22 protein-coding genes and 1 pseudogene are annotated in these 26,058 nt (G+C 72.5%); 13 read left to right on the forward strand and 10 right to left on the reverse strand.

Annotated elements, in window-relative coordinates:
* Positions 1-64 precede the first annotated feature (64 nt).
* The 4 genes from CLV43_RS33640 to CLV43_RS33655 all read left to right on the forward strand — a co-directional run bounded on the left by CLV43_RS33640 (position 65) and on the right by CLV43_RS33655 (position 5,376).
* Entirely contained in the window at positions 65-1,603 is a 1,539-nt protein-coding gene (locus tag CLV43_RS33640) for a DHA2 family efflux MFS transporter permease subunit (RefSeq protein WP_106192358.1), read from the forward strand.
* 73 nt (positions 1,604-1,676) lie between these two features.
* Positions 1,677-2,588, forward strand: coding sequence for an NADP-dependent oxidoreductase (locus CLV43_RS33645; RefSeq protein ID WP_106192359.1), 912 nt, complete (start codon positions 1,677-1,679; stop codon positions 2,586-2,588).
* 34 nt (positions 2,589-2,622) lie between these two features.
* A complete protein-coding gene (locus CLV43_RS33650) occupies positions 2,623-3,669 on the forward strand; it encodes an MDR family NADP-dependent oxidoreductase (RefSeq protein WP_106192515.1) in 1,047 nt (348 codons plus the stop codon).
* Between the two features lie 63 nt (positions 3,670-3,732).
* Positions 3,733-5,376: a cation:proton antiporter gene (locus CLV43_RS33655; RefSeq protein WP_106192361.1), complete on the forward strand. Its 1,644-nt coding sequence runs from the start codon at positions 3,733-3,735 to the stop codon at positions 5,374-5,376.
* 49 nt (positions 5,377-5,425) lie between these two features.
* Here CLV43_RS33655 and CLV43_RS33660 read toward each other — a convergent pair whose 3' ends face one another.
* The 4 genes from CLV43_RS33660 to CLV43_RS33675 all read right to left on the reverse strand — a co-directional run bounded on the left by CLV43_RS33660 (position 5,426) and on the right by CLV43_RS33675 (position 9,225).
* The gene (locus tag CLV43_RS33660; protein ID WP_106192363.1) at positions 5,426-6,286 is read right to left on the reverse strand and encodes a M55 family metallopeptidase; all 861 of its coding nucleotides are present in this window, start codon (positions 6,284-6,286) and stop codon (positions 5,426-5,428) included.
* Positions 6,287-6,422: 136 nt separating this feature from the next.
* Complete coding sequence (def, locus tag CLV43_RS33665; RefSeq protein ID WP_342749832.1) at positions 6,423-6,980, reverse strand: peptide deformylase; 558 nt, start codon at positions 6,978-6,980, stop codon at positions 6,423-6,425.
* Positions 6,981-7,146: 166 nt separating this feature from the next.
* Complete coding sequence (locus CLV43_RS33670; protein ID WP_106192366.1) at positions 7,147-8,301, reverse strand: 4-hydroxybenzoate 3-monooxygenase; 1,155 nt, start codon at positions 8,299-8,301, stop codon at positions 7,147-7,149.
* A 147-nt stretch (positions 8,302-8,448) separates the two neighbouring features.
* Positions 8,449-9,225, reverse strand: coding sequence for a helix-turn-helix domain-containing protein (locus CLV43_RS33675; RefSeq protein WP_106192368.1), 777 nt, complete (start codon positions 9,223-9,225; stop codon positions 8,449-8,451).
* 41 nt (positions 9,226-9,266) lie between these two features.
* Here CLV43_RS33675 and CLV43_RS33680 point away from each other — a divergent pair, with 41 nt between their 5' ends.
* On the forward strand, positions 9,267-9,863 hold the full coding sequence (locus CLV43_RS33680) for a class I SAM-dependent methyltransferase (RefSeq protein WP_106192517.1): 597 nt from the start codon (positions 9,267-9,269) through the stop codon (positions 9,861-9,863).
* 43 nt (positions 9,864-9,906) lie between these two features.
* Here CLV43_RS33680 and CLV43_RS33685 read toward each other — a convergent pair whose 3' ends face one another.
* Positions 9,907-10,542, reverse strand: a complete 636-nt coding sequence (locus CLV43_RS33685) for a TetR/AcrR family transcriptional regulator (protein ID WP_106192370.1) — start codon at positions 10,540-10,542, stop codon at positions 9,907-9,909.
* 105 nt (positions 10,543-10,647) lie between these two features.
* Here CLV43_RS33685 and CLV43_RS33690 point away from each other — a divergent pair, with 105 nt between their 5' ends.
* Positions 10,648-11,151, forward strand: a complete 504-nt coding sequence (locus tag CLV43_RS33690) for a hypothetical protein (protein WP_106192371.1) — start codon at positions 10,648-10,650, stop codon at positions 11,149-11,151.
* 35 nt (positions 11,152-11,186) lie between these two features.
* Positions 11,187-12,092 (forward strand): hypothetical protein, encoded by a 906-nt coding sequence (locus CLV43_RS33695; protein ID WP_245887167.1) that lies wholly within the window; start codon positions 11,187-11,189, stop codon positions 12,090-12,092.
* Positions 12,093-12,099: 7 nt separating this feature from the next.
* Here CLV43_RS33695 and CLV43_RS33700 read toward each other — a convergent pair whose 3' ends face one another.
* Complete coding sequence (locus CLV43_RS33700) at positions 12,100-12,669, reverse strand: TetR/AcrR family transcriptional regulator C-terminal domain-containing protein (protein ID WP_106192373.1); 570 nt, start codon at positions 12,667-12,669, stop codon at positions 12,100-12,102.
* A gap of 91 nt (positions 12,670-12,760) precedes the next feature.
* Between CLV43_RS33700 and CLV43_RS33705 the strand changes: the two genes are divergently transcribed.
* Positions 12,761-14,014, forward strand: a complete 1,254-nt coding sequence (locus CLV43_RS33705; RefSeq protein WP_106192375.1) for an FAD-dependent monooxygenase — start codon at positions 12,761-12,763, stop codon at positions 14,012-14,014.
* 144 nt (positions 14,015-14,158) lie between these two features.
* Here CLV43_RS33705 and CLV43_RS33710 read toward each other — a convergent pair whose 3' ends face one another.
* The gene (locus CLV43_RS33710; protein WP_106192377.1) at positions 14,159-15,670 is read right to left on the reverse strand and encodes a sialidase family protein; all 1,512 of its coding nucleotides are present in this window, start codon (positions 15,668-15,670) and stop codon (positions 14,159-14,161) included.
* Between the two features lie 171 nt (positions 15,671-15,841).
* On the opposite strand from CLV43_RS33710, the gene CLV43_RS33715 reads away from it, so the two are divergent.
* Positions 15,842-16,438, forward strand: coding sequence for a TetR/AcrR family transcriptional regulator (locus tag CLV43_RS33715; protein ID WP_106192378.1), 597 nt, complete (start codon positions 15,842-15,844; stop codon positions 16,436-16,438).
* Between the two features lie 28 nt (positions 16,439-16,466).
* Complete coding sequence (locus CLV43_RS33720) at positions 16,467-17,339, forward strand: haloalkane dehalogenase (protein ID WP_211304685.1); 873 nt, start codon at positions 16,467-16,469, stop codon at positions 17,337-17,339.
* Positions 17,340-17,486: 147 nt separating this feature from the next.
* Here CLV43_RS33720 and CLV43_RS33725 read toward each other — a convergent pair whose 3' ends face one another.
* Positions 17,487-19,085: a tannase/feruloyl esterase family alpha/beta hydrolase gene (locus tag CLV43_RS33725; RefSeq protein WP_425445786.1), complete on the reverse strand. Its 1,599-nt coding sequence runs from the start codon at positions 19,083-19,085 to the stop codon at positions 17,487-17,489.
* A gap of 109 nt (positions 19,086-19,194) precedes the next feature.
* On the reverse strand, positions 19,195-20,583 hold the full coding sequence (locus CLV43_RS33730; protein WP_106192380.1) for an MFS transporter: 1,389 nt from the start codon (positions 20,581-20,583) through the stop codon (positions 19,195-19,197).
* 144 nt (positions 20,584-20,727) lie between these two features.
* Here CLV43_RS33730 and CLV43_RS33735 point away from each other — a divergent pair, with 144 nt between their 5' ends.
* Positions 20,728-22,524: a helix-turn-helix domain-containing protein gene (locus CLV43_RS33735; protein WP_245887169.1), complete on the forward strand. Its 1,797-nt coding sequence runs from the start codon at positions 20,728-20,730 to the stop codon at positions 22,522-22,524.
* A gap of 154 nt (positions 22,525-22,678) precedes the next feature.
* Positions 22,679-23,114: pseudogene (locus CLV43_RS33740) on the forward strand (IS110 family transposase); the annotation flags it as partial.
* 55 nt (positions 23,115-23,169) lie between these two features.
* On the opposite strand, the gene CLV43_RS33745 reads toward CLV43_RS33740, so the two are convergent.
* On the reverse strand, positions 23,170-24,783 hold the full coding sequence (locus CLV43_RS33745) for a long-chain fatty acid--CoA ligase (RefSeq protein WP_106192526.1): 1,614 nt from the start codon (positions 24,781-24,783) through the stop codon (positions 23,170-23,172).
* Positions 24,784-25,055: 272 nt separating this feature from the next.
* Here CLV43_RS33745 and CLV43_RS33750 point away from each other — a divergent pair, with 272 nt between their 5' ends.
* Entirely contained in the window at positions 25,056-25,937 is an 882-nt protein-coding gene (locus CLV43_RS33750; protein WP_106192381.1) for a CPBP family intramembrane glutamic endopeptidase, read from the forward strand.
* Positions 25,938-26,058 lie beyond the last annotated feature (121 nt).

Here is a 26,058-nt window from a genome sequence, read left to right on the forward strand (position 1 = left end):
GAGCTCCCCTCCTCATCACTTCGACCTGCGACGACACCACCCAGCGCACACAGCGAAGGTCGACATGAGCCCTGTCACGCCCGTGGAGAAGTCCGGCGCCCCGGCCGCCTCGGCGGCACCGACCACCGGAGTCGCGTCCGACGGCGGGCGGCGTCCCGTGAACCGGTGGCTCGCCCTCGTGGTCCTGAGCCTGGCCCAGCTGATGGTCGTCCTCGACTCCACGATCGTGAACATCGCGCTGCCCACCGCGCAGCACGACCTCGGCTTCTCCGCCGACGGCCGCCAGTGGGTGGTGACCGGCTACGCGCTCGCGTTCGGCAGCCTCCTGCTGCTCGGTGGCAGGCTCTCGGACCACTTCGGCCGCAGGCGGGTGTTCGTCGTCGGGGTGGTCGGGTTCGCCGCCGCGTCGGCGCTGGGCGGTGCCGCGGGCGGGCTCGCGGTGCTGCTCGTCGCCCGCGTCGCCCAGGGTGTGTTCGCGGCACTGCTCGCGCCCGCGGCGCTGTCGATGGTGGCGGTGGCGTTCGCCGACGACCCGGCCGAGCGCGGGCGGGCGTTCGGGGTGTTCGGCGCGATCTCCGGTGCCGGCGGCGCACTGGGGCTGCTGCTGGGCGGTGTCCTCACCCAGGGCCTGTCGTGGCGGTGGTGCCTGTACGTGAACCTGGTCATCGCCGGGGTCGCGTTCGTCGGCGCGCTGCTGTTCCTCCCCGCGACGGGCCGGCCGGAGCGCACCCGGTTCGACGTCGCGGGAACGGTCACCGCGGTCCTCGGCCTGGTGGGCGTCGTGTACGGCCTCGGCAACGCGGCCTCGACCGGCTGGACCGACGTCCGGACGGTGGGGCCGACGGTCGCGGGCGTCCTGCTGATGGCCGTGTTCGTGCTCGTCGAGCGCCGCGTCCGCGACCCGCTGCTGCCGCTGCCGGTGATCCTGGACCGCGACCGGGGCGCGGCCTACCTGGCGGTCGGGATCTCGGGGACCGGTGGGTTCGCCGTGTTCCTGTTCCTCACCTACTACCTCGCGGAGACGCTGGGGTTCTCGCCGGTGCGGACCGGGGTGGCGTTCCTGCCGATGGTCGGGCTGATCATGGTGGGGGCGGTGTTCTCCGGCGCGGTGCTGCTGCCCAGGACCGGGCCCCGTCCGGTCGTCGCGGCCGGGTGCCTCCTCGCCGCGGTCGGCATGGCACTGCTCACCGGTATCGGCGTGGACTCCACCTACGCCAGCGGCGTCCTGCCGTCCCTGCTCGTCATCGGCCTCGGGCTCGGGCTGGTCTTCGGTCCTGGCCAGAACGCGGCGACCAGCGGGGTGGGGCCGCACGAGACCGGCGCGGCCTCGGCGATGGTGAACATCGCCCAGCAGGTCGGCGGGTCCATCGGACTGGCCGTCTTCAGCTCGCTGGGCGCCTCCGCGGTGGCGGGCCACCTCGCCGCCCACCCGGCGACGGCGGCGGACCCGGCCGCCTTGGTCGAGGCGACCCTCGCCGGCTACCACCTCGTGTTCCGGGTCGCGGCGGCGCTGTTCCTCGGCGGCGCCGTGCTGGCCGCCGTCCTCTTCCGCGGCGGCCCCCTGCCGACCAACCCGGACGCGCCGCCCGTGAGCGCGCACTGAGGCGACCACGCCTCCACCACCACTTCCGCACGACACCCGACACAGGCGCGTCCGCGCCGGAGATGAGAGCACGATGAAAGCAGCCCGGTTCCAGCGGTTCGGCGGTCCCGAGGTCCTGGAGGTCGTGGACCTGCCCGTCCCGCGTCCGGGGCCCGGCCAGGTCCGGATCGCCGTGCGCGCCGCCGGGGTCAACGCCTCGGACCTGAAGCTGCGCGGCGGCGAGCTGAGCTTCGGCGCGGGGCTGCCGCAGACGACCGGCCGCGACGTGGCGGGCGTCGTCGACGAGCTCGGGGAGGGGGTCACCGACGTCGCCGTCGGCGACCGCGTCTTCGGCATCTCCGACGACGGCGCGGGCGCGGCCCAGTTCGCGCTGCTGACCTTCCGCGCGGTCATCCCGGAGTCCCTCGGGTTCGTCGACGCCGCCGGGCTGCCGTGCGCGCTGGAGACGGCGACGCGCGCCCTCGACCAGCTCCACGTCACCGACGGCACCACGGTGCTGCTCAACGGCGCCTCCGGCGGCATCGGCAGCGCGGCCGTCCAGCTGGCCGTCGCCCGCGGCGCGCGGGTGATCGGCGTCGCGGGCGCCCTGAACCAGGGGTACCTGTCCGGTCTCGGCGCGGAGCCGGTGACCTACGGGGACGGCATGGTCGACCGCGTCCGCGCCCTGGCCCCGGACGGTGTCGACGCGGCGGTGGACGTCGCGGGCAACGGCGTGCTGCCGCAGCTCGTCGACCTCGCGGGCGACGCCAAGAACGTGCTGACGCTCGCCGACTTCGCGGGCTCGAAGGAGCACGGTGTGCGGTTCAGCAACGGGTTCGCCGACGGCCACGCCTTCCACGCCCTCGCCGAGGTCGGACGGCTCGTCGAGACCGGCCGGTTCTGGCTCCCCGTCGAACGGACCTTCCCGCTCGCGCGGATCGCCGACGCGCACCGGCTGCTGGAGAACGGGCACGTCCGCGGACGGCTCGTCCTGATCGCCGACTAGCCGACCCACGAGCAGCAGGAGCGTCGCCGTGACGATGAACGAGTGCCCGCCGAGCCCTTCCGGTGCCACCGCCGCGATCCCCGACCGCGCCAGGGCGGTGCACCTGGTGGCGCGCCCGGACGGCCCGCTGACGACGGACGCCTTCCGCGGTGTCGAGGTCCCCGTCCCGGATCCGGGGCCCGGCCACGTGCTCGTGCGCACCGGGCACCTGGGCGTGGCCGCGGTGATGCGCGAGCGGATGGACCTCGACGGCGATCTGCCCGTACCGCCGTACGCGCTCGACGAGCCGATGTCCGGGCCCGCCGTCGGCACCGTCGTGGCGAGCCGGGCCGAGGCGGTACCGGTCGGGGCGCTGGTCGCGTACTGGGGTCCGTGGGCGGAGTACGCCGAGGTCGCGGTCGAGGCGGCGCGGGTCCTCGACCCGGCCCTGCTGCCCGCGCCGCAGTACCACCTGGCCACCGCCAACGGGGCGACCGCGCTGCACGGCGTGCGCGACGTCGCCGGGGTCGGCCGGGGCGACGTGGTCCTGGTGTCGGGCGCGGCGGGCGGTGTCGGCTCGTTGGCGGGCCAGATCGCCCGGCGGCTCGGCGCGGCCAGGGTGATCGGGACCGCCGGATCGGCCGCGAAGTGCCGTTGGCTGGTGGACGAGCTCGGCTTCGACGCGGCCGTCGACCACCACGTCGACGACCTCGCCGGAGCCCTGCGCGAGCACGCGCCCGACGGCGTCACGGTCTACCTCGACCTGGTCGGCGGGGCGCAGTTCGAAGCGGCCGTCGCGGTAGCCGCCACCCACGCCCGGTTCGCCGTCGGCGGCGCGCTGTCGACCCAGCAGGCGGGCGCGCCGTGGCCGCGGTTCGACACCGGGGCCGCGATCGTGAAGGCCCTGGCGGTCCGGGGCTTCGCCCTCGTCCACGCGCCGCAGGTGCTGGGGGAGTGGCCCGCCCTGTTCCGCCGGTGGTTGGCCGAGGGCATGACCTTCCCGCACACCAGCGTCGACGGCGGCCTCCCGGTCCTGCCCGACACCCTGGTCGCCCTGCTCGCCGGGCACCACCGGGGGCACGTGTCGGTCCGGATGGCCTGACGCCGTGCCGCGCCCGCACGACCGCGAGCCCCTCACCGACGGAACCTCCAGGAGTGCAAGCACGTGACCGAGCCGCTAGTGGTGATGGTGACCGCGTTCGCGGTGATCGCCGCCGCGACCGTCGTGGGTCCGCGGCTGGGGGTCGCGGCGCCGCTCCTGCTCGTCGTGACCGGCGTCGTCGCGAGCCTGTCGCCGATGTTCGGATCGGTGCACGTCGAGCCGGAGTGGATCCTCGAAGGCGTGCTGCCGCCGCTGCTCTACTCGTCCGCGGTGTCGATGCCGCCGATGAACTTCCGGCGCGAGTTCGGGGCCGTCAGCGGCCTGTCGGTGCTCCTCGTCATCGGCACCGCGCTCCTGCTCGGCCTGTTCTTCGCGCTCGCCATCCCCGGACTCGGCTTCGCGTGGGGCGTGGCGCTCGGCGCGATCATCAGCCCGACCGACGCCGTCGCGACGTCCATCGTCAAGCGGACACCGGTGTCCAGGCGCGTGGTGTCCATCCTGGACGGTGAGAGCCTGCTCAACGACGCGACCGCCCTGGTGCTGCTGCGCACGGCGGTCGTCACCACGGCCGCGGCGTTCTCCTTCTGGGGCGCGGTGGGCACGTTGGCGTACTCGGTCGTCGTCGCCCTCGCCGTCGGGTGGGCGGTCGGACGGCTCGACCTGCTGGTGCGCAAGCGCGTCACCGACCCGACGGTCAACACCGTCATCTCGTTCACGGCACCGTTCCTCGCCTCCGTGCCCGCCGAGCACCTGGGGGCGTCCGGCCTCGTCGCGGCCGTGGTCGCCGGTCTCGTCACGGGCATCCGCGCACCGCGCGACCTGTCCCCGCGCAACCGCCTGTCCGACTCGCAGAACTGGCGCACGGTCGAGCTCGTCCTGGAAGGAGCGGTGTTCCTGACGATGGGCGTCCAGATCGGCCCGATCGTCGCGGACGTGCGGGCGGACTACGACGAGATCGGCACGGCCGTCCTGGTCGCCGCCGCGGCCCTCGCCTTGACGGTGCTCGTGCGCGCGGCCTACATCGGGCCGCTGCTCGCCGTCCTCGCGGCCCGCGCCCGCGGCAGCGACACGATCCGGACGCGGGTGCGGGGCCTGCAGGAGCGGATGAGCACACCGGAGGGCAAGCAGCAGACCATGGACGAGGCCAAGCTCCGCGGGAGACCGCCCAAGGAGCGCGACCTCGACCGGTTCGCGGGCCGGATCGTCCGGATCCTCGCCGACCTCGACTACTTCCGCCGCGAGGTGCTCGGCTGGCGCGAAGGTACGGCGGTGGTGTGGGCGGGCATGCGCGGCGCCGTGACGGTCGCCGCCGCCCAGACGCTCCCCGAGGACACGCCGCGGCGGTCGGTCCTCGTGCTCATCGCCTTCGCGGTCGCGCTGCTGTCCCTCCTCGTCCAGGGCGGCACCATCGGCCCGCTGCTGCGCCGCCTGACGCCTGCCGCCGACCACGTCGCGGCCGCGCGGAGGGCGTCCGCCGAACGGGACCGGATCGCCGAGATCATGCGGACGACCTCCGCGACAGCGCATCCGGACGCGACGTCCTCACCGGCGTCCGCCCACCGGCTCGCGGTCATCTCCGCCCAGAGGTCGGCGTTGCTCGACGCGCGCGACAACGGCACCTTCGACGCCGAGGTCCTGGAGGAGGCGCTGGCCGACCTCGACGCGGCGCAGATCGCCATCGAGCTGCGCGGCGGCCTCCGCGGGTGATCCCCCGGAAAGCCTTGGCGGACAAGGGGAGTGGACTCCGCCCGCGGTCCTAACGGCGGTTCGCGATCGCCTGGCGGGTGCGCTCGCTGCTCGCCGCGAGCTCGTAGAGCACCATGATCAGGCCCTGCACCTCGTCCGCCGAGGCCACGGTGACCGACACCGTGCGGTCGGCCGTGCGGTCGCAGCCGGGGATGCCCGCGGCGAGCTCGGCGGCCACCGGTGACGGCATGTCGACCTCGACGCGGAACGAGGACGGCAGGTCCGGACAGGGCGCTCCCGCGGCACCGGCGACCGCGACTCCGGCGACCGCGGCGGCGGTGGCCTCGCGGATGAGGTCCCTGGCGACCGACGGGGCGAGCGAGTCGACGGCCGAGAACCCGCGCGAGGTCTTGACGGTGACGACGCGGGCGTCCGGGAACGCCTTCGCGGCGATCTCGCCGATCACGTCGTCGCCGGTGACCAGACCGACCGGGACTCCGAGCGAGTTGGCGTACAGCGCGTTGACCTCCGCCTCCGACACGCTCACCCCGTTGATCCGGACCTCGCCGAAGTACGCCGAGAAGGTGTGCGCCAGCACGCCCGGCGCACCCGCGGGCGCGTGGTAGCCGACGAACAGCGCCACGCCGCAGTCCTCGGTCAGGCCCTCGGCCATGCACTGCGCCTTGGGCGTGCCGAAGACCAGGCGGGCACGGGGGTCGAGGTGCTCGTGGACCAGGTTGTCCATCGTCCCGTGGGAGTCGTTGACGACGACGCTCGTCGCGCCGCCGTCGAAGGCGCCCGCGATGGCGGCGTTCGCCTCCCCGGTCATCAGCTCCTGGGCGCGGGGGTAGCCGGAGCCGCCGCGGAGGACCTGGTCCAGCGTCGCGATGCCCGCGACGCCCTCCATGTCGACCGAGATGTAGACCTTCACTGTCGGCTCCTCGCTGGCGGGTGTCGGCGGTCGGACCGAGTCCGATTGTCGGCGCTGTTCCCGTGGCGGACGTTGTCCGATCGGCCGAACCGGACGCCGTCGGACTGTGCGGCGGACCAGGGTCGGGCTCGCGGGGTCAGTGCGGACTGACCTTGACGACCGGCTCCGGGCCGCCGACCTCGTCGAACCAGGACGCCGCGCGCAGGGTCGACATGATCCGCCGCTGCCCCTCCACGTCCTGCCGGTCGAGGAAGAGCACCCCGTCCAGGTGGTCGGTCTCGTGCTGGACGCACCGCGAGAGCAGCCCGGAACCGACGATCTGCACCGGGTCGCCGTGGACGTTGAAACCCTTGGCGGTGACGTTCATCCGGCGCTTCGTGTCGAGGTAGACGCCGGGGATGGACAGGCAGCCCTCGATGCCGTCCTGCTCGTCCTCGTCCGGGAAGGTGAGCTGGGGGTTGACCAGGTGGTCGAGCTCGCCGTCGGAGAGCTTGGGGTGGATGGCGAAGACCCGCAGACCGACACCGATCTGCGGCGCGGCCAGTCCCGCGCCGTTGCTGTCGTCCAGCGTCTGCCGCAGATCGGCGACAAGTCGCCGCAGTTCCGCGTCGAACGTCTCGACAGGCTGCGCGGCCTGGCGGAGCACGGGGTCTCCGAGGAGTCTGATCGGAACAACTGTCACGGTTTCCCTCACGAAGGATCATCGCGCGTGGTCGCGCGAGCGCCGCCAATCCCGCTGCGGAAGGCGGAAGGAGTGCCGTGATCGACAGTACACACGGGTCGCACCTCGCTCCACAAAGGAAGCGGGCGGGGACGGACCACCCACCGCACACCGGCGTGCGGTGGGCGTGGTGCTCCGGTCAGCCCGCCGCGGTGTCGCGCGGCCGCACCAGGTTCTCCAGGTTCGCCCGTGCGACCCGTTTGCGGAACTCGCCCGTGGACGAGGAGTCACCGGACTCGTGCATCGTCTCGGTCATCCAGACCGCGGAGGCCTGGCGCTCCCAGACGTGGGCGAGGCAGGTGTCGGAGTAGCCCTGGAGCAGGCTGGAGTCGCCCTCGTCGACGTGCTTCACCACCGCGAGCGCGAGCAGTTCGGCGTCGTGCAGGGCCAGGCTCATGCCCTCGGCGCTCATGGGGGAGATGAGGTGGGCGGCGTCCCCGAGGAGGTGCAGCCTGCCGTGGGTCATCGGGCTGAACACCACCCCGCGCAGTGGCACGACCTGCTTGCCCGCGATCGGGCCCCTCACCACGGGCTGCTCCCCGAACCGGGTCTCCAGCTCGGTCCAGATCCGCTCGTCCGGCCACTGGTCGACGGTGTCGGTCACCGGGCACTGAAGGTAGACGCGACTGGCCTCGGGGCCCCTGGTGATCTGCGCCGCGAAACCGCGGGAGTGCACCGCCATCACCGCGGGCGGGTTCGCGGGCACCCCGGCCAGGATGCTCAGCCACGCGTACCCGAACTCGTGCGCGGAGCAGGTGAGGACGTCCTCGGGGATCACCGTCCTGCTGACGCCGTGGTAGCCGTCGCTCCCGGCGACGAACTCGCAGCCGATCGCCTTCGCCGACCCGGCGGGGTCGCGGTAGCGCACGACGGGACGTTCGGTGTCGATGCCGTGGATGGTGATGTCCGCGGACCCGAACCGGAGGTCGCCGCCCTCCTTGAGGAACAGCGCCACCAGGTTCCGGACGAGGACCTGCTGCGGGCAGAAGACGGACTCGGCGTCGTCCTCGTCCCTCCTCCAGAACCGCTTCTCGCCGTCGACCAGCAGCGGCAGCTCCGCGTCGCCGTGACCGCCGCCGACGTCCTCCAGGACCTCGTCGACTCCCCATTTCCGGAGCATGCGCACGCCGCTCGCGTCGAGGGCACCGGCTCGCTGCCGGTTCTCCACGTGCTCCCGATCGTGCTTCTCGAGGATCGTGCACGCGACTCCGCGGCGCAGCAGGAACATGCCGAGGGTGAGTCCGGCGACTCCGCCGCCCACGACGACGACGGTGGTGTTCTCGTTCTCCGGCATCAGGTTTTCCGTTCCGTGAAGAGGTGTTCGGCCCGACGGGGGAGTGGTGGTCCCCGCCGTCGGACACCACCGTGCTCCCCACGGGCGGTTGCCGACCACCGACAACAGGTCACGGGATAAGGAAAACCCGCCAACGTGCCGCGGGCGTCATCCGCCGCGGGTGTGCAGCCCGGCCTGGTACCGGCCCGGCGTCTGGCCGACGATCATGGCGAACGTCTCGATGAACGTGGACGGGTTGGACCACCCGCACGCGATCGAGGTCTCGGTCACCGACCGGCCGTCGGTGAGGTGGACGATGGCGTGGTGGATGCGCAGGACCGTGCGCCAGCGCTGGAAACCCATCCCGAGGTCGGCCTGGAAGAGGCGGCTCAACGTGCGTTCGCTCGCTCCGACCGAACGCCCCAGCCCGGCCAGCGTCGTGTCCCGGCCGGGGTCGGCGCGCAGCAGGTCGGTGACCGCGTGCAGCCGGTCGTCGCGCGGCTCGGGCAGGTGCAACGACTGCTCGGGCGTCTCGACGAGCTCGTCGACCACCACTCCGCGCAGCCGCCGCACGGCCTCGGGCGACCTCGTGCTCCGGCCGGTCAACGCGAGTAGCGCCTCGCGCACCAGCGGGCTCACCGCGAACACGCCGGGCAGCGGCGAGAGCGCGGAGCACTCGTCGGCCGGGATGGCGAGGAGCCGGGCGTCGGTGTCGCCGTAGAAGCGGTGGGAGTGCGCGAAACCCGGCGGCGTCCAGGTGACCCGGTTGGCGGGCGCGACCCACGTCCCGTGCTCCGTCGTGGTCGCGAACGCCCCCGCGGCCGCGTAGACGAGCTGGCCGTCGGGGTGCGAGTGGGAGTCGAGGTGGTAGCCGTGCGGAATCCGACCCCCGCCCTGGGGCGTCCTGTGCTCCTCGGGCGGTGCGGACCGGCGGATCTCCGACATGGGGCGTCAGATTACGGGGCGCCCTCGGCATGATGGCGCTCATGACCAGCGAGGTGCAGGGGTTCTGGGACGGTCAGGCCGCGAGCTTCGACGAGGAGCCCGATCACGGGCTTCTCGACCCGGAAGTCCGGGCCGCGTGGAGTGGCGTGCTGCTTCCAGCGATGCCGCCGGTGCCGGCACGGGTCGTGGACCTGGGGTGCGGGACGGGCAGTGTCGCCTTGCTGCTGGCCCAAGCGGGCTACGACGTGCACGGGGTCGACCTGTCCGGTCGGATGGTCGCCGCGGCGAGGGCGAAGCTGGCCGGTGCCGGTCTGGCGGTCGGTGTCCGGCAGGGTGATGCCGCGTCACCGCCGTTCGCGCCCGCGTCGTTCGACGTGGCGTTCGCGCGGCATGTGCTGTGGGCGCTGCCGCGTCCGGGCGCCGCGCTGGCCCGGTGGGCGGGGCTCCTGCGACCTGGTGATCGTCTGGTCCTGGTCGAAGGCCTGTGGACGACGGGCGCGGGGATGGGTGCCGCCGACTGCCGGGGGCTCGTGGAGGAGCACTTCGACGACGTCGCCGTGCACCCGCTGGTCGACCCCCGGTTGTGGGGTGGTCCCACCTCCGACGAGCGGTACCTGCTGACGGGCTCGGCGCGCTGAACTCCGCCGTCGGCGAGGTCGTCCGGTTTCCGAACGGACGGTCTCACGGGGTGAGGAGGGCGAGGCGGTCGGCGTACTGGTCGAGCACGCTGTCGCGTGACGGCCACGGGAAGTCGGCAGTGGAGTGCGGCAGGGTGACGTAGCCGTGCAGCGCGGTCCACAGCAGGGTCGCGTCGCGCGTGGGATCGGTGCTGGTCGACCTGTCCGCCTCGACGCAGGCGGCGACGGTCCGGACGAGCAGGTCGAAGGCGTGGGCGCCGGGCATGGTGGCGACCGACTTCGGCGGCAGCGGTCCGGCCTCCGGCTGTCGGAGGAGGAACACCTTGTCCTGGGTGAACATCAGGCCGTAGAGCCGGGGGTTGGCCACGGCGAAGGCGGCGTACGCCCGGCACAGCGCGCGCAGGCGTGCGGCCGGGTCGTCGTTCCCGGTGCGCGCCTCATCGAGGGTCGAGTGCAGCCGTTCGAAGGCCCGGTCGACCACGGCGGTCAGGACGGCGCCGAGGTTGGCGAAGTGCGGGTAGATCGAGGGTGCGGTGATCCCGGCCTCGCGCGCCACTCCCCGCAGGGTGATGCCGGACGGGTCGGGAGTGGCCTCCACGAGGCGGAGGGCGGCGTCGACGACCTCCTCGCGCAGACCGCCGCCCGCCCCTCGGGGATTGGGTTTGCGAGTGCGTTCCACGGCATCACTTTACAACTGTTTGTCTTGCCGCTACTGTTCGCCTAACGGTCGTTTAGTGATGCTCTTCGCGACAACGACCTCCACTCGACCGGAAGGGTGAAAGACATGAAGCACACCGGAACCGCGGTCCTCGACGCACCTGCCGACCGCGTGGACCTGGAGGAATGGCTCTTCGGGCTCACCGACGCGGAGTACCAGGCCTGCGCGCGGGGGCACCGCGCCGCGGGGACGTTCGTCCAGGACGGCGTCCGCGGCACGGTCAACGTCGAGGCCATCGGCGGACACCTCATCGTCCAGCACTACCAGGAGGTCTCGGCGGAGCCGTCCCGCGTGGAGATGCTGTCCAGGCGCAGCCGGGTGTACCTGTTCCACCTCGTCCCGGCGACCATCCAGGTCCGCTGGACGATGTCGGCGACCGCCCGCGACGCGGAGACCTCCGAGTTCCGCTGCACCGTCGAGCTGACCATGAACCCGCTGCTGCGCGTGCTCGGCGCCCTGTCCCTGCTCGGTCCGGCCATCCGCTCCCACACGGTGGAGGAGACGAGGCTCTTCGGCGACGACATCGTCCGGAAGATCGGGACCGGCCGCGGCACACCGGTGGGCGAGTAACCGCGGAACGCGCCGAGTCGAAGGGGGCGGGAATCGTGTTGCTGGTCGACTCGCCGGAGCGCACCCGGTGGAGCGGAACCCCGCGCACGCGGGACGGGGGTCGGGCCGGTTCCGCGGCGGCGGCCGTCGTGGCGGCCGTCCGCGACGACCCGGCGGCTCGGCTGGCACTGGCCGCCCGCTTCTACGACGGCACCGCGGGCATCCGGCCGTACCGGCGGGCGGAGCTGGCGTTCATGCGGTGGCAGATCCGCCGCGGTGTCCTCGGCCCGCCCGGCGCGGGTGGCAGCCCGTGGTGGCGGGCGGTCAACGAGGAGCTGCTGCGCGACACGGTGGAGGCGGAGCTCCGGCTGCGCGGGGACGACCGGTCCGCCCCTTCCACGCGGGTGGACCGGTGGATGCGCTTCCTGCGCGACCCCTCCGTGCGGACCTGGTACCGGGCCCACAACTCCAGCATCGTCGCGGGGTACCTCGCCCACCGCGGCCTGGCCGACCTGGAGAACACCGCCGAGCGGTTCTTCATGAACGCCGCGCTGCTGCGGGTCCTCTACGCCGACTGCCTGGTGTCCGACCCCGGCCTCGCCCTGGGCCGCTTCGCCCCGGTGGGTCGCCTGCTCGGGGACCCGCGCCGCCGTGCGACCGACGTGTTCCTGTCCCTGCGCAACATCCTGCCCGCGCGGTACCCGCTCGACGACGTCGGGCTCGGCGACCTGCTGGACGCCGAGAACCACCTGGGCCACCTGCTCGACTACGGCGTGATCCTGCCCCGTGCCGCCGGGCTGTACGAGCACGCCGCGCGCGACCTCGACGAACCGGCACTGCTCGACCTGGTCCACGACGGCCGCCCCGCGTACGCGTGGTCGCGGGAGGACGACGAGGTCTGGCGCGGCCGTCGGGCTCCTCGGACGCGGCACCTGCTGGAGGCCGCGACCCGTCCCCGCTGACCGGGGCTCAGCGGCGCCGCTTCGGGAGGTGGCCCGCGCGCTGGGCCAGGCCGTCCATGATCAGCGCCAGTCCCGCCTCGAACGCCGCCGTCCGGTCGAGGCCGGGGCCCTCCGCGTCGTCACCAGCCTCCGCCTGCTCCTCCAGCACGCTGCCGACGGTGAAGTGGCTCGTGGTGAGCATCGCGATCCGCGCGTCCTGCTCGGGCAGCCCCGCGGAGACCAGGAACTCCAGCTTGTGCAGCGCGCGTGAGAGGTCCACGCCCTGCGGTGTGGTCCCGGCGTGCAGCCGCGCGCCGTCGCGGTGCGCCAGCAGCGCCCGCCGGAAGCTGCGCGAGTTCTCCACGAGCCAGTCGCGCCAGTCGTCCGAGGGCGCGGGCAGGGGAGTCGTCGCGTGGCCCGCGACGGCGGCCTCGGCCATCGCGTCGAGCAGCGAGGCCTTGTTGCGGAAGTGCCAGTAGAGCGAAGGCTGTTCCACGCCAAGGCGTTTGGCCAGCTGCCGGGTGCTCACCGCGTCGAGCCCCAGCTCGTCGAGGAGGGTGAGCGCCTCGCTCACGATGGTCTCGCGGTCCAACTTCATCACCCCGACAGCCTATCAGCGATAGGCCTTGACGACCTATCAGTGATAGGCGATGCTGGGCGCCAGTTGCCTATCACTGAAAGGGGCGCACATGGACGCGACATCCGGGCCTTCGCTGAAGGTCCTCGTCTGCGGTGGCGGTATCGCCGGTCAGGCCGCGGCCTACTGGCTCGTGCGGGGTGGCCACGAGGTCGTGGTGGTGGAGCGCTTCCCCGTGCTGCGCGCCACCGGCGCGCAGATCGACCTGCGCGGGCAGGGGATCGAGGCGGTCGAGCGCATGGGGCTGCTCGACGCCGTGCGCGACAAGCTCGTGCACGAGCCGGGCGTGGCCTTCGTGGACGAGCGGGGCAGGCGCTGGGGTGCGGTCATGGCCAACACGTCGGGGAAGGGGCGCCAGACCATGACGTCCGAGTACGAGATCATGCGCGGCGACCTGGTGCGCATCCTCCACGACGCCACGAAGGACGACGCGCGGTACGTCTTCGGCACCGGCGTCGAGAGCTTCGAGCAGAACGCGGACCGCGTCCTCGCGCACTTCTCCGACGGGACCACCGACGAGTTCGACGTCCTGATCGGAGCCGACGGACAGGGTTCGCGCGTCCGGCGGGACCTCCTGCCCGTAGGCACCGACCCGTACTGGCCGGTGGGGATCCACATGGCCTACTGGTTCATCCCGCGCGACGAGACCGACGACGCCCTCAGGGAGACCTACAACGCCCCCGGCGGCCGCATGATCATGCGGCGCAGCCACAACCCCACCGAGACCCAGGTCTACTTCGCGCTGTGGGAGCGGTCCGAGGAGGCCACGGCGATCCACCGCCGGCCGGTCGACCGGCAGAAGCGGTTCTGGGCCGACCGGTTCCGCGACGCCGGGTGGCAGACCGGGCGGTTCCTCGCGGGCATGGAGACGGCCGAGTTCTTCTACTCCCAGGAGGTCGCGCAGGTCCGGATCCCGACCTGGTCCGACGGGCGGGTCGCGCTCGTCGGCGACGCGGGCTACTGCCCGTCGCCCTACAGCGGCATGGGGACCTCCGCCGGACTGGTCGGCGCCTACGTCCTGGCGGGCGAGCTCAACCGCAACCCCGGCGACATCCCGACGGCGTTCGCCGACTACCAGACCGCGCTCCAGCCCTTCGTCGACACCGTGCAGGCCGAGGTCAACCCGAAGGTCCTGCGACTCGGGTTCCCGCAGGGCAGGTTCGGGATCAACGCCCTGCGCACCATGGGCGCGGTGGGCACGTTCCTCAAGCTCCCCGAGCTCGCCGCCCGGTTCGCGAAGGAGGACCGCGGCGGTGCCTGGCCACTGCCGGACTACGCCGAGCTGCGAGCCGGTCGGGTCGGGTAGCACCACGGCGGGGTCCGCCGCTGCCGGGAGTGCTGACCCGCCGGCGCGCCGACCGGGGCGGGTCCGGCGAGCGGGTCCCGCTGCCGGGTGGCCGGGTCGGGCTCGTGCGGTCGGTCGGACGGCGGTGTCCGTCGCGGGGACTGCTCAGCGCACGGTCACGCGCTGCGCGGTCGAGCCGTTGCAGTCCCAGACGCGCAGTCGGGTGCCGTCGGCGGTGGCGCCGTTGGGGGAGTCCAGGCAGCGACCGGACAGGGGGTTGAGCAGGGTGCCGTCCGCGCGGTGCAGCCACTGCTGCGGCGGGAGTCCGTTGCAGTCCCAGATCTGCAGCTGCGTACCGGCGGTCGGGGTGCCGCCGGGGAGGTCGAGGCAGCGGCCGTTGACGGCCAGGGAACCGTCGGGCCGCCACGTCCAGCGCTGCACCGCCCCGCCGTTGCAGGTCCAGAGCTGCACGGCGTCGCCGTTGTGGACACCTCCGGCCGCGGCGTCCACGCAGGTGCCGCCCACGGCGACCAGGGCGCCGGTCCGCTCGGTCGCGGGTGGCAGCACGGCGGTCCCGGCGTACGCCCGGCACGTCCCGTCCGACCCCGCGTCGGTGGCCACCTCCGCGATCCGGTCGCCCTCCAGCGGGACCACGGTGGGGCTGTAGTTGGGGCACACGCCCGCCCGCGCGCCCGCCACGCCGACCGGGGTGGGCACGGTGCTCCACGTGCCCAGCGCCGTGCCCGCGGTGAACAGGACGAGCCCGTTGGCGGGCGCGGTCCGGCCGTCGGACAGCAGGACCCGTTGTCCAGCAAGCAGAACGCGGCCCGACTGCGTCACGGCGAGGGTGGGTGTCGCCACGAGGTAGCGGCCGTCGCCGGTGCGCGCCACCGGACCGAGGTCGGCCGGGTCGCCCCACGACCAGCCGTCCGACGAGGTGCGGTAGCGCACCGCGCAGTCGAACTGGCCGCCGTACCCGCACACCTCGTAGGCCATCAGGTAGGTGCCGCCGGGCAGGCGGCGCACCGAGGGCATCCCCGGTCGGTGCCCGGCCGCGGTGCCCGCGACCGTCGTCGTGCGCTGGCTCCACGTGACGCCGTCGCTGCTCACCACCCTGGACAGCACCTGGCTGTGGCCTGCCTGGCCCTCGTCGGCGTAGTGCAGCACCAGTCGGCCGGAGGAGTCCACGGACAGCTCGGGCTCCCACAGGCCGCCGGTGCCGCCCGCGCGCACGGCGGTCGACAGCAGGGTCCACGTCCGCCCCACGTCGGTGCTGCGCCACACGCGCAACGCCATCCGGCGGTCGGTGCCGTTCTGGCCGGTGCTGCCCACCCACAGCAGGGTGCCCTCGGCCAGTGCGCCGATCCGCTGCGGCAGCTCGAACAGAGTGGTGCAGCACAGCCCGGTGGCCGCGGTGTCGTCGGAGACGGAGCCGACGCGGCGGTAGGTGCTCCCGCCGTCGACGCTCTCGCTGATCGCCCCGACCGGCCCGGCCGACGGGAAACCGGTGGTGGTGAGCAGCACGCGGCCGTTCGCGGAACCGTTGTGCGCCAAGGAGACAGCTCTGGGGTAGAGGGCGGAGTCCTGGCTCACGGGCACGCCGCCGGTGGCCGCCGTGGCGGTGCAGGGCAGTGCGATGGCGATCAGGACGGCGAGAGCGAGACTTCGTCGTGGCACTCGGCAACCTCCAGGTTCACCCGCTCGCAGAGTCGCGCTGTTCCCGCCCCGGTGTCAACGAGCGGTCGGCAGGAGGTGGTGAAAACCTTTGCCACTACGACGAACGGCATCGAACGCGGGTCGGCCGCGGCCGGGTTGACGGCCAATACGTACGAACGTATTGTCAGTGGCATGGCGCGGGCATCACTGAAGGACCAGCTGATCGAGTCCGGCGTGGAGACGCTCCACCGGGGCGGCTACCACCACGTGGGCGTGCGCGCGATCGTCGCCGACGCGAAGGTCCCCCAGGGGTCGTTCACCAACCACTTCGCGAGCAAGGAGGCGTTCGGGCTGGAGGTCGTCTCCCGCTACTTCGAGTCGATCCTCGAGGTGGTGGACCGCACGCTGCTCGACGAGTCGAGGCCGCCGCTCGACCGGCTGCGGGCGTACTTCGGGACCATCTCGGGACTCCTGGCCGAACGGGACTGGCGGCACGGTTGCCTCATCGGCAACATGAGCCTGGAGGCCACCGAGCAGAGCGAGGCCATCCGGGAGCGGCTGGACGCGATCTTCGCCGAGTGGACCGCGCCGTTCGCGGTGGCGATCAGGGCGGGACAGGCCTCCGGTGACATCCGCGCGGACCTCGATCCGGACGAGACGGCGGAGTTCCTGCTCGCCGCCTGGCAGGGCGCCATGCTGCGGATGAAGGTCGAGCGCGCCCCCCGTGCGCTGGAGGCGTTCACGCGGCTGGTCTTCACCACCGTCCTGGTGGCCCCCGCCGAGTCCTGAACTTCCCTATCCCACAAGGAGTGAACCAGTGGACTCCCGACAGCTGAACCGGGTCACCGTGCTCGGTTCGCGGATGGCCTACGTCGACGAGGGGCAGGGGGCGGCCGTGGTGTTCCAGCACGGCAACCCCACCTCGTCCTACCTGTGGCGCGACGTCATCCCGCGGGTGGCGCCCCGAGCGCGGTGCGTCGCCGCCGACCTCATCGGCATGGGCCGCTCCGACCAGCCGGGGCTGGGCTACCGCGTCGAGGAGCACGCCCGGTACTTCGAGGCGTTCATGGACGCGCTCGACCTGCGCGACGTCGTGCTGGTCCTGCACGACTGGGGTTCCGCGCTCGGGCTGGACTGGGCGCGCAGGCATCCGGACCGGGTGCGCGGGCTGGTGCTGATGGAGTTCATCCGGCCCATCCCGACCTGGCTCGACGTGAGCGAGGCCGGTGCCGCGGTCTTCCGCGGTTTCCGGGACCCCGAGGTCGGCCGGCGGCAGCTGGTCGAGGAGAACCGCTTCATCGAACAGGTGCTGCCCGCGGGTGTCGTGGGCGGTCTCCCGGACGACGTGCTGGACGTGTACCGGCAGCCGTTCCTGGACCCCGCCCACCGGGAACCCCTCTACCGCTTCCCCAACGAGCTCCCGATCGCGGGCCACCCGGCGGACACCTGGGCCATGGCAAGCGCTTACCACGAGTGGCTGCTGGACACCGACCTCCCGAAGGTCTTCTTCTGGGTCACGCCCGGATCGCTGATCTCCCCCGAGCGGGCGGCGTGGTACTCCGAGCGGCTCAAGAACTGCCACTCGATCCACCTCGGCGAGGGGCGGCACTACCTCCAGGAGGACCACGGTGACCGGATCGGCCGGGAGATCGCCTCCTGGCTGTCCACACTGGACCAGAAGCCGGAGTGACGGAACCGCCTGTGCGGCAGGGTCGACCGGAGGTCCGCGCGTCACCGACAGCGGTGGCGGTCGACCGGACACCGGCCACTCCCGTGGGTGTCCACACCGGACCGGAACCCGTTGCGCCCGGCAGCGCAACGGGTTCCGGGTCCGACGTCAGTGCGCGCAGGTGAAGCTGGACGCGGTGTTCGGGTCGCCCGCGCGGTACCGGGGCCAGTCCGGGTACTCGCACAGCGGCCTGGTGCGGTTGTGGTTGACGTCGGTCACGACCGGGTCGCGGGGTGCTCGGCCCGTCTCGACCCAGCGTTCGAGGGCGGTGAGGGAGTCCCAGCTCGCGGCGAACGCCGGTGTGCCGAAGTTCGCGTGGTTGGCGCCGGGGATGACGTAGTAGCGGGTGGCCTCGTGGGTCGCCCTGGGGCCCAGCACACCGCGGACCCGCTGGTAGTAGTCGTTCGTCGAGAGGTGGGAGACCAGCTCGTCGGCGGAGCCGTGCATCAGGATCAGCTTGCCGCCCGCGCGGGCGAACGGGCGGAGGTCGACGTTGTTGCGGTCCTCCACCGTGGACAGTGCGCTGATCCGGTCGAGCCACTTGCCCGGATGCCGCGGGTCGACGTCGAGGGAGTTGTGGCCGGGATCGCGGGTCAGGAAGTACCTGACCCACTGCTCCCAGTACTGCAACCCGTAGCCGCTCGTCACCGGCATGGGGTTGGCGGGCGCGGTCGTGCCGAACCCGAGGAACGGGGTGCGCATGTCCGCGCCCGACAGGAACGGGAAGCCGGGGTAGGAGGTCTCGCCGCTGGCGATCCGGTACGGCCACCTGAACGGCGTCGACATGGCTTTGACCGCCCCGATCTGCGCGTCCGACAGGCAGGTCGGACCGGTGTCCGCCCCGTCGGGGCAGCGCAGGGCGCGGGGGTCGTAGTGGCAGGCGCCCTGGTTCGACACGACGTTGTCCCGCACGCCGTCCAGGCCGTCGCACGCGGCGATGACGCTGGTGTAGAGCATCCCCTGCTTCTCGGGACCGGGGAAGGCGCCGGGGCGGGACAGGACCTGCGCGAGGTAGCCCAGGTCGAGGATCTCGCTCATGTTGTTCCACGCGGGGAAGGCGGAGATCACCCCGTCGAACGCCAGCGGCCACCGGCGCGCGACCTCCAGGGCCTCGCGGCCACCAGTCGAGCCTCCCGCGAAGTAGGACTTGACGGGGGTCGCCCCGTAGCCGTGCCGGATGATGAACCGGGCGGCGTCGTAGGTCTTCTTGAGCGCGTCACCGGCGGCGAAGTTGTGCAGGGCCTCGTCGTTGACGCCGAACGACCCGTCCAACGACGGGACGGCCGTGGGGCTCTGCTGGTGGCCGGAGTCGCTGGCGAGCACCGCGTACCGCCGTGCCAAGGGCGCGGGCTGGTCCGCGGGGCCGAAGGGCACGTTCCCGGTCAGGTCGGGGATGGTCCCGTTGAAACCGCCGCCGCCGAACATCATCGTCTTGCGGTTCCAGCCGGTCGGCAGGTCCACGCGCATCTTGATGCTCGGCGCGGCCGGGTCGACGGGGAAGACGTCGGCGTCGACCTGGCAGTACTCGACCGCCACCCCGCTGACGACCCCGGTCTTGACCACGGCCGCCGTGACGCGGCCGCCGGTCGTCGGCAGGCTGATCACCGACGCCGGGATCCTCAGCTGGTCCAGCCCGGCGCAGGCGGGAACCGTCGAGGCCTCGGCCGAGGCCGTCGCGGTGGCGGGGAACCGGGCGACGCCCGCCACCAGGAGCGCGGTGGCCAGCACGGCGACCCGGCGGTTCCTCGTGGCCCTTGCGGATGTGCTGCTCACGCTGGTCCCTCCGTGGATCTCGTAGGCACGTGGTCGGCACCGCTCAGCGGTGCAGGTGCGAGCCGGGGAGGGCGAGCGGGTCCTCGCGGATCTCGGCGGTGTTCGTCTCGGGCAGGAACCACGCGCTGGCGAACGTGATCAGGCCCATGACCGCGATGTAGGCCGCGACGGGGATGGTGCTCCCGGTCTTCGCGATGAGCGCCGTCATCAGGAACGGCGTGCCGCCGCTGACGATGATGGCGGAGAGCTGGTAGGCCAGCGACGCCCCCGAGTAGCGGACGTTGGGCGCGAAGAGCTCGCCGAGGTAGGTCGCGAGCGGGCCGTAGGTGAGGCACTGGAACACGAAGCCCACCACCACGGCGACGAAGATCAGCGGCAGCGACGCGGTGTTGACGAGCCCGAAGTACGGGAACGCCCAGAGCGCGACGCCCAGTCCGCCGATCAGGATCAGCGGACGGCGGCCCACCCTGTCCGAGACGTGGCCCGACCAGGGGATGACCACGAGCATGGCCACGGAGCTGAGCAGCACGGCCGCGAGCAGCGAGTTGCGCTGCAGGCCGAGGGAGTTGGTGCCGTAGCTCAGGAGTCCGGCGATGCTGACGTAGAAGAGGCTGTTGGTGGCCGACAGCATCCCGCAGCCCAGCAGGATGGTCCGCCACTTGCTCCGGACCACCTTCGCCAGCGGCGCCCTGACCACCGCGGCCTCCGGCGTCGACACCTCCCGTTGCAGCTCGCGGAACTCCGGGGTGTCCTCGACCTTCGCCTGGATGTAGAGGACCACCGCGAACATCACGACGCTGACCAGGAAGGGGATCCGCCAGCCCCAGCTGAGGAACGCGTCGTTCGGCATCAGGCCGCTGGCGGCCACGAAGATCAGGTTCGAGATGATCACGGCGACCGGGACGCTCGTCTGCCCGAACGTGCCCGCGAAACCGCGCCGCTTGGGACTCGCGGACTCGGTCAGCAGCAGCACGATGCCGCCCCACTGGCCGCCGGTGGCCAGTCCCTGCACGAAGCGCAGCACGACCAGCAGCGTCGGGGCCAGCGCGCCGACGCTCGCCGCGCTGGGCAGGCAGCCGATCAGGAACGTCGCGGCGCCCATGACCGCCAGGCAGGTGACGACGACGGGTTTGCGCCCGTACTTGTCGCCGAAGTGCCCGGCGAGCACCCCGCCGATCGGCCGGGCCACGAAGCCCGCCCAGAACGTGCTGAACGCCAGCAGGGTCCCCGTCAGCGCCGTGGAGTGCGGGAAGAACACGCGGGGGAACACCAGCGCGGCCGCGGTGCCGTAGAGGAAGAAGTCGTACCACTCGATCGAGCTCCCGACGAGCCCGACGGTCAGCAGCTTGCGGAAGGCCCGGCGACGGGTCGTCGACAGGGCGGCGTCGGGGAGGCCCGACTGTTCCTCGGGTTGGGCGATCGGGGTTGCCATGCATGCCGCCTTCGTCAATAGCTCAGGCAAGTGATGACGGTCATGTTAGGGCGCCGTTACCCTGTGGTTGAGGTCTGGATCACCCACGTCTCAGGCCTGTTCGGTGGGGCTTTCCCCCACCCGATGCCGAGGGAGGATGGCACTGTGGCCAGCGATCCCGGTCGTGAGGCGGAGTCGCGCGCTCTCGTGCGCCGACAGCGCGAGCTGGCGTCGTTGTACGCGACCGCGAAGTCGCTCACCGCGCTGGGCGGGCTCGACGACGTCCTGCAGTCGATCGTCCACCACGCGCACGAGCTGATCGGCACCGACTTCACCTACCTGTCCCTGGTGGGGGCGGACGGCAAGCTGTCGGCCAAGGCGTCGGAGGGGACGATCTCCGCCTCCTTCCTCACCGCGTGCATACCGGCGGACGTGGGGCTGGGCGGCAAGGTGCTGGCCTCCCGCAGCCCGCACTGGGTGCGCGACTACGCCGCCTCGACCCTCATCTCCCACGACCCGGACTTCGACCGCCTGGTCACCACGGAGGCGCTGGTCGCGCTTCTGGGCGTGCCACTGGTGATCCGCGGTGAGGTGGTGGGCGCGCTGTTCGCCGCGGACCGCTCCGAGCGGTCCTTCCAGGCCGGTGAGATCGCGCTGCTGAGCGCGTTCGCCGACCACGCCGCGGTCGCCCTGGACAACGCCCGCCTCTACGAGGCCAGCCGGACCGCCTTGGAGGAGCTGCGGATCGCGTACCGCGCGATCGAGGGGCACGTGGCCGTGGTCGAGCGGGCGCAGGCGATCCACGAGGCCCTGACCGGTGTGGTGCTGGAGGGCGGGGCACCCGGCGACGTCGTGCAGCTGTTGGCCGACCAGCTGGGCGGCGGCGTGACGCTGGTCGACCGGACCGGGGACGTGCTGGTCCGGCGGCACTCCTCGGAGAGCCCGTGCCGGACCCCGTCGGAGGCGGACCTGGCCGCCGCCATCGGGAACGCCCACCGCTCGGGCCGTTGCGCCACGTCGGTCGACGCCGCCGGGGTCGCCCGCAGCGTGGCCCTGATCCGGGCGGGCGACAGCTACCTGGGCGCGTTGGCGTGGAGCCGGAAAGCGGTGGTGGACCACGGCGTGCCGGACGACATGGACCTGCGCACCCTGGAGCGGGCCACCCACATCCTGGGGCTGCTCATCCTCAAGGAGCGGGCCGTCGCCGAGGCCAGCGAGCGGATGAGCGGCGAGCTGCTGACCGAGCTCATGGTCGGCAGCCCCGGCATCAGCCCCGCCCAGCGCGCCCGCACCAGGACCCGCAACATCGACGCCGACCGCCTCGACCTCGTCCTCGTCGTGGAGTCCGACGCCTTGTCGTCGACCGATCTGCTGCGCCACCTGCACGACATCGCCCGCGACAGCTCGGGGCTGGCGGGCGAACACCTGGGCAAGGCCACCATGATCCTGCCCAGCGCCGAGGACGACCGGACCGTGGAGGACGTCCACCGCCGGCTGCGCCGCGCGCTGGGCGCACCTGTCGTGGTGGTGGGGGAGCGGGCGGTCAACCACGACTGGTCGCGCGCCTTCTCGCTGGCGAGCCGGTGCGGCGCGGTCGTGCGGGCGATCGGGCACACCGACCTGGGCACCACGACCGGCCGGTACGCCCTGTACTCGATGATCTTCGACACCGAGCGGGTCCACGAGCTCGACCGCTTCATCGCCGACTCCGTGGGCCCGCTGCTCGACTACGACCGGCGGCGCGGCACCGACCTCGTGCACACCCTGGGCGCCTACTACCTGCACCGCACCAACGTCGCCGCGACGGCGCGGGCGCTGCACGTGCACGTCAACACGCTGCTCAAGCGGCTGGACCGGGCGAGCAGCGTGCTCGGCGTCGACCGGCGGCACGAGGACGACCTGGAGCTGCAGCTCGGACTGCGGCTGCACCGGCTCAGGGCGATCGCGACCGCGCCGTCGTGAGGCGCCCTTACCCCGGTGCCTTTTTCGTTGCTCCTGACAAGGAGCCGTGGTCGCCAGGTCCGGCATGACTGACGCCCCCAGTCGAACGCATGATCCGGGGGTGGTGTCACCGGACCTGGTGGCATCGCCGGACCGCTGCCGGTTGCCGCCGCCCGCCCGCACCCTCACGCACACCCTGCGCACGGTCGACGTCGGCGACGACGCCCTGGCCGAACTGGACGTACTGGTCGGGTTCGACGACGACCTGGCCGACGAGGCCACCCGACTGTCCAACCGGATCCGCGGCCTGCTCACCGGTATCCACCCCGCCCTGGAACGCGCGATCGGCCCCAGGATCAGCCACCCGGCGGTGCTGGAGATCCTGTCCCGCTGCGGCGGACCGACCGGCATCGCCAAGGCCGGCCGCCGCACACTCACCGCGATCGCGGCCGCGCACGCACCCCGCATGGGTGCTCGTCGATTCGATCATGACGGCGCTGGACGAACAGACCGTGACCGTTCCCGGCACCACCGCGGCCGACACGGTCCTGCCCCGACTCGCGGACATCCTGAAAACCGTGCTCCAACAGAGAAAGCAGGTCGCCGCCGAGCCCGTTCCCGCCTTCGTTGCAGCTTGACAACCGCCACAGGGACGCCACGGTGCGCTCAGGCGATACGCGTCGCGTCGCGCAGGGCGGTCTTCGACAGCTTGCCGGTGCCGGTCTTGGGCAGCGCGGACATGAAGACGACCTCGTCGGGTAGCCACCACTTGGCGACCATCGGCGTGATGTGCCGCAGGAGGTCCTCGGCGGTGGCCGCGCTGCCGTCGCGCAGCACGACGTAGGCGGCGGGGCGTTCCACCCACCGCGGGTCGGGGCGGGCGATCACGGCGACCTCGACCACGTCGGGGTGCGAGAAGATCGCCGTCTCCAGTTCGACCGAGGAGATCCACTCGCCGCCGGACTTGATCAGGTCCTTGATCCGGTCCACGAGCCGCAGGTAGCCCTCGGCGTCGATGGTGGCCAGGTCGCCCGTGCGCAGCCACCCGTCGCCGGTGAAGCTCGTGCCGCCGTCGACCCGGAAGTAGCCGCCCGCCACCCACGGACCCGCCACCTGCACCTCGCCGATCGCCCGGCCGTCGCGCGGCAGCTCCCGGCCCGTCTCGACGTCGACGATCCGCACGTTCACCAGCGGCAGGGGCTGGCCCTGGGCCGCGCGCACGGCCACCTGCTGCTCGGCACCGCCGTCCTGGTGCTGGGTGCGGGTGCCGCCGATGGTCCCGACGGGGCTGATCTCGGTCATCCCCCAGGAATGCGTGATGGGCACGCCGACCGCCGACCGGTAGGTCTCCGACAGCGCCGGTGCGATGGCGGAGCCGCCGCCGAGCAGGAACCGCGTGGCGCCCAGGTCGTGGTCGCGCAGTCTGGGGACCAGGCTCGTCCACACCGTGGGGACCGCGCCCGCGACGGTCACCCGCTCGGACTCCATCAGGCGCAGCAGGTGGGTCGGGTCCGCCGAGGGGCCGGGGAGGACGAGCGAGGCTCCGGTCATCATCGCGCCGTAGGGCAGGCCCCAGGCGTTGGCGTGGAACATGGGCACGATCGGCATCACGACGTCGCTCTCGCACAGGCCGATGAACCCGGCCGCGAGCGTTCCCAGGCAGTGCAGGACCGTCGACCGGTGGCTGTACACCACACCCTTGGGCGGTCCGGTCGTCCCGGAGGTGTAGCACAGCCCGGAGGCCAGGTTCTCGTCCGCGAGCGTGAACGCGTCCTCGAACGAGCCGGTGAACGGGGCGGCACCGGCGACCAGCTCGTCGTAGTCCAGGACGCGGGGGTCCTCCGGGATCTCCGTGCCGCTGTCGTCGGGCAGCACCACCCAGTGCCGCACCTTCGGCAACCGGTCGGCGCTGGGCCAGATCCGGGGCAGCAGCGCCCGGTCGACGAACACCACGTCGTCCTCGGCGTGCTCGACGATGTACTCGAGGTGCTCCGGCGAGAGCCGGATGTTGACCGAGTGCAGCACCCGCTTGGTGACCGGCACGGCGAGGTAGAGCTCCAGGTGGCGCCGGGTGTTGGCGGCGAACGTGGCGACGCGGGCACCGACCGGGACGCCGAGCGCGTCCAGCGCGGTGGCGAGGCGCCGGGTGTGGTCGGCCACCTCCGCGTAGGTCAGCCGTTCGCCGCCGGCCGTCGTCACGTGCTTGTGCGCGTACAGCTTCTCGGCGCGCTCCAGGATGTGCGCGATGGTCAGCGGCCGCGGCTGCATCAACCCGTCCACGTCGGTCACCCCTTCCGCCTCGGGTCCGGCGGCCAGCCGCCGTGCGGTCGTCCCCCGGCCAAACCTAGGGGCGCTCCCGCGGGGGCAAGAGGTGGGAACCTTCCACTGATGATCGGGTTCCGGCGGGTGTTTCGCACACCGGCCGCGGCGGGCCTGTCCCCCGTGAGAGCTACCCGGAAGTGTCCGCTCCAGCGGGATTCCGCGGGTCGGCCCGCTCCCTAGCCTTTGTGCCACAAGGTCGTTGTCCACCCCGCAGCCCAGGAGTCGGAACCATGGAGCGCGAAGTCCAGCCGGAGCAGAGCACCACACCAGTCGAGCTGTCCGAGGGCAGGATCCGGTTGCGCCGCTTCCGGTTCCCCGTCCTGTTCGGGTCGCTGTTCGTGGTGATGCTCGCGGTCGTCGGTATCGACACCCTCGTCGCACCCCTCCCGCTGCTGGCGCTGCCGATCGGGCTCGGGCTCGCCGCCGCCGGGGTGCTCTGCTACCAGAAGCTGACCCGGCACGTCGAGGTGCGCGACAGCGTGCCCGAGCTGGCGGCGGAGAAGCGGTGGTCGGGGCTGGGCAGGGGAGCGCTGCTCGGGTTCGCGCTGTTCTGCACCGTGCTGCTGCTCGTCCTGGTGTTCGGCGGGTTCGACGACCTGTCGTGGGGCTCGTTCGCCGGGTTCCTCGGCCTCATCGGGATGATGGCCAGTGTCGCCACCATGGAGGAGGTGCTGTTCCGCGGGGTGCTGTTCCGCATCCTGGAGGAGCGCACGGGCACGGTCGTCTCGCTGGTGGTGTCCTCGCTGCTGTTCGGCGCGACGCACCTGGTCAACGTCAACGCCACCCCGTGGGGCGCGCTGGCGATCGGTCTCACCGGCGGCACCATGCTGGCCGCGGCCTACACCGCGACCCGGACGCTGTGGTTCCCGATCGGCCTGCACTTCGCCTGGAACTTCACCCACGCCGGGATCTTCGGCATCGCGGTGTCGGGGTCGAACGACGTCCCCAACGGCCTGCTGCACGCCGTCCTCTCCGGTCCGTCGGTGGTGACGGGCGGCTCGTTCGGCCCGGAGGCCAGCCTGCTGGCCCTGCTCGTCTGCCTCGTGCCCACGGTCCTGCTGCTGCGCAGGGCTTCCCGCGCGGGCCGCATCCTGCCCCGCCCGCGCCGCTGACGGGCGCACCCCCCGCGACCGCGCCCCCGGTTCCTCGGAACCGGGGGCGTAGTCGTGTCGTACCGCCCGGCGGTGTGCCGGACCTGTGGTCGCGGCCGGTGCGTCGAGTGTCCGGAGTGGA

Source organism: Umezawaea tangerina (assembly GCF_003002815.1).
Classification (GTDB): Bacteria; Actinomycetota; Actinomycetes; order Mycobacteriales; family Pseudonocardiaceae; genus Umezawaea; species Umezawaea tangerina.

Coding starts and splice junctions, on each gene's coding strand:
- CLV43_RS33640 (WP_106192358.1), top strand. CDS start 65: ATGAGCCCTGTCACGCCCGTGGAGAAGTCCGGCGCCCCGGCCGCCTCG.
- CLV43_RS33645 (WP_106192359.1), top strand. CDS start 1,677: ATGAAAGCAGCCCGGTTCCAGCGGTTCGGCGGTCCCGAGGTCCTGGAG.
- CLV43_RS33650 (WP_106192515.1), top strand. CDS start 2,623: ATGAACGAGTGCCCGCCGAGCCCTTCCGGTGCCACCGCCGCGATCCCC.
- CLV43_RS33670 (WP_106192366.1), bottom strand. CDS start 8,301: ATGCCGGAGAACGAGAACACCACCGTCGTCGTCGTGGGCGGCGGAGTC.
- CLV43_RS33675 (WP_106192368.1), bottom strand. CDS start 9,225: ATGTCGGAGATCCGCCGGTCCGCACCGCCCGAGGAGCACAGGACGCCC.
- CLV43_RS33680 (WP_106192517.1), top strand. CDS start 9,267: ATGACCAGCGAGGTGCAGGGGTTCTGGGACGGTCAGGCCGCGAGCTTC.
- CLV43_RS33690 (WP_106192371.1), top strand. CDS start 10,648: ATGAAGCACACCGGAACCGCGGTCCTCGACGCACCTGCCGACCGCGTG.
- CLV43_RS33700 (WP_106192373.1), bottom strand. CDS start 12,669: ATGAAGTTGGACCGCGAGACCATCGTGAGCGAGGCGCTCACCCTCCTC.
- CLV43_RS33705 (WP_106192375.1), top strand. CDS start 12,761: ATGGACGCGACATCCGGGCCTTCGCTGAAGGTCCTCGTCTGCGGTGGC.
- CLV43_RS33715 (WP_106192378.1), top strand. CDS start 15,842: ATGGCGCGGGCATCACTGAAGGACCAGCTGATCGAGTCCGGCGTGGAG.
- CLV43_RS33730 (WP_106192380.1), bottom strand. CDS start 20,583: ATGGCAACCCCGATCGCCCAACCCGAGGAACAGTCGGGCCTCCCCGAC.
- CLV43_RS33750 (WP_106192381.1), top strand. CDS start 25,056: ATGGAGCGCGAAGTCCAGCCGGAGCAGAGCACCACACCAGTCGAGCTG.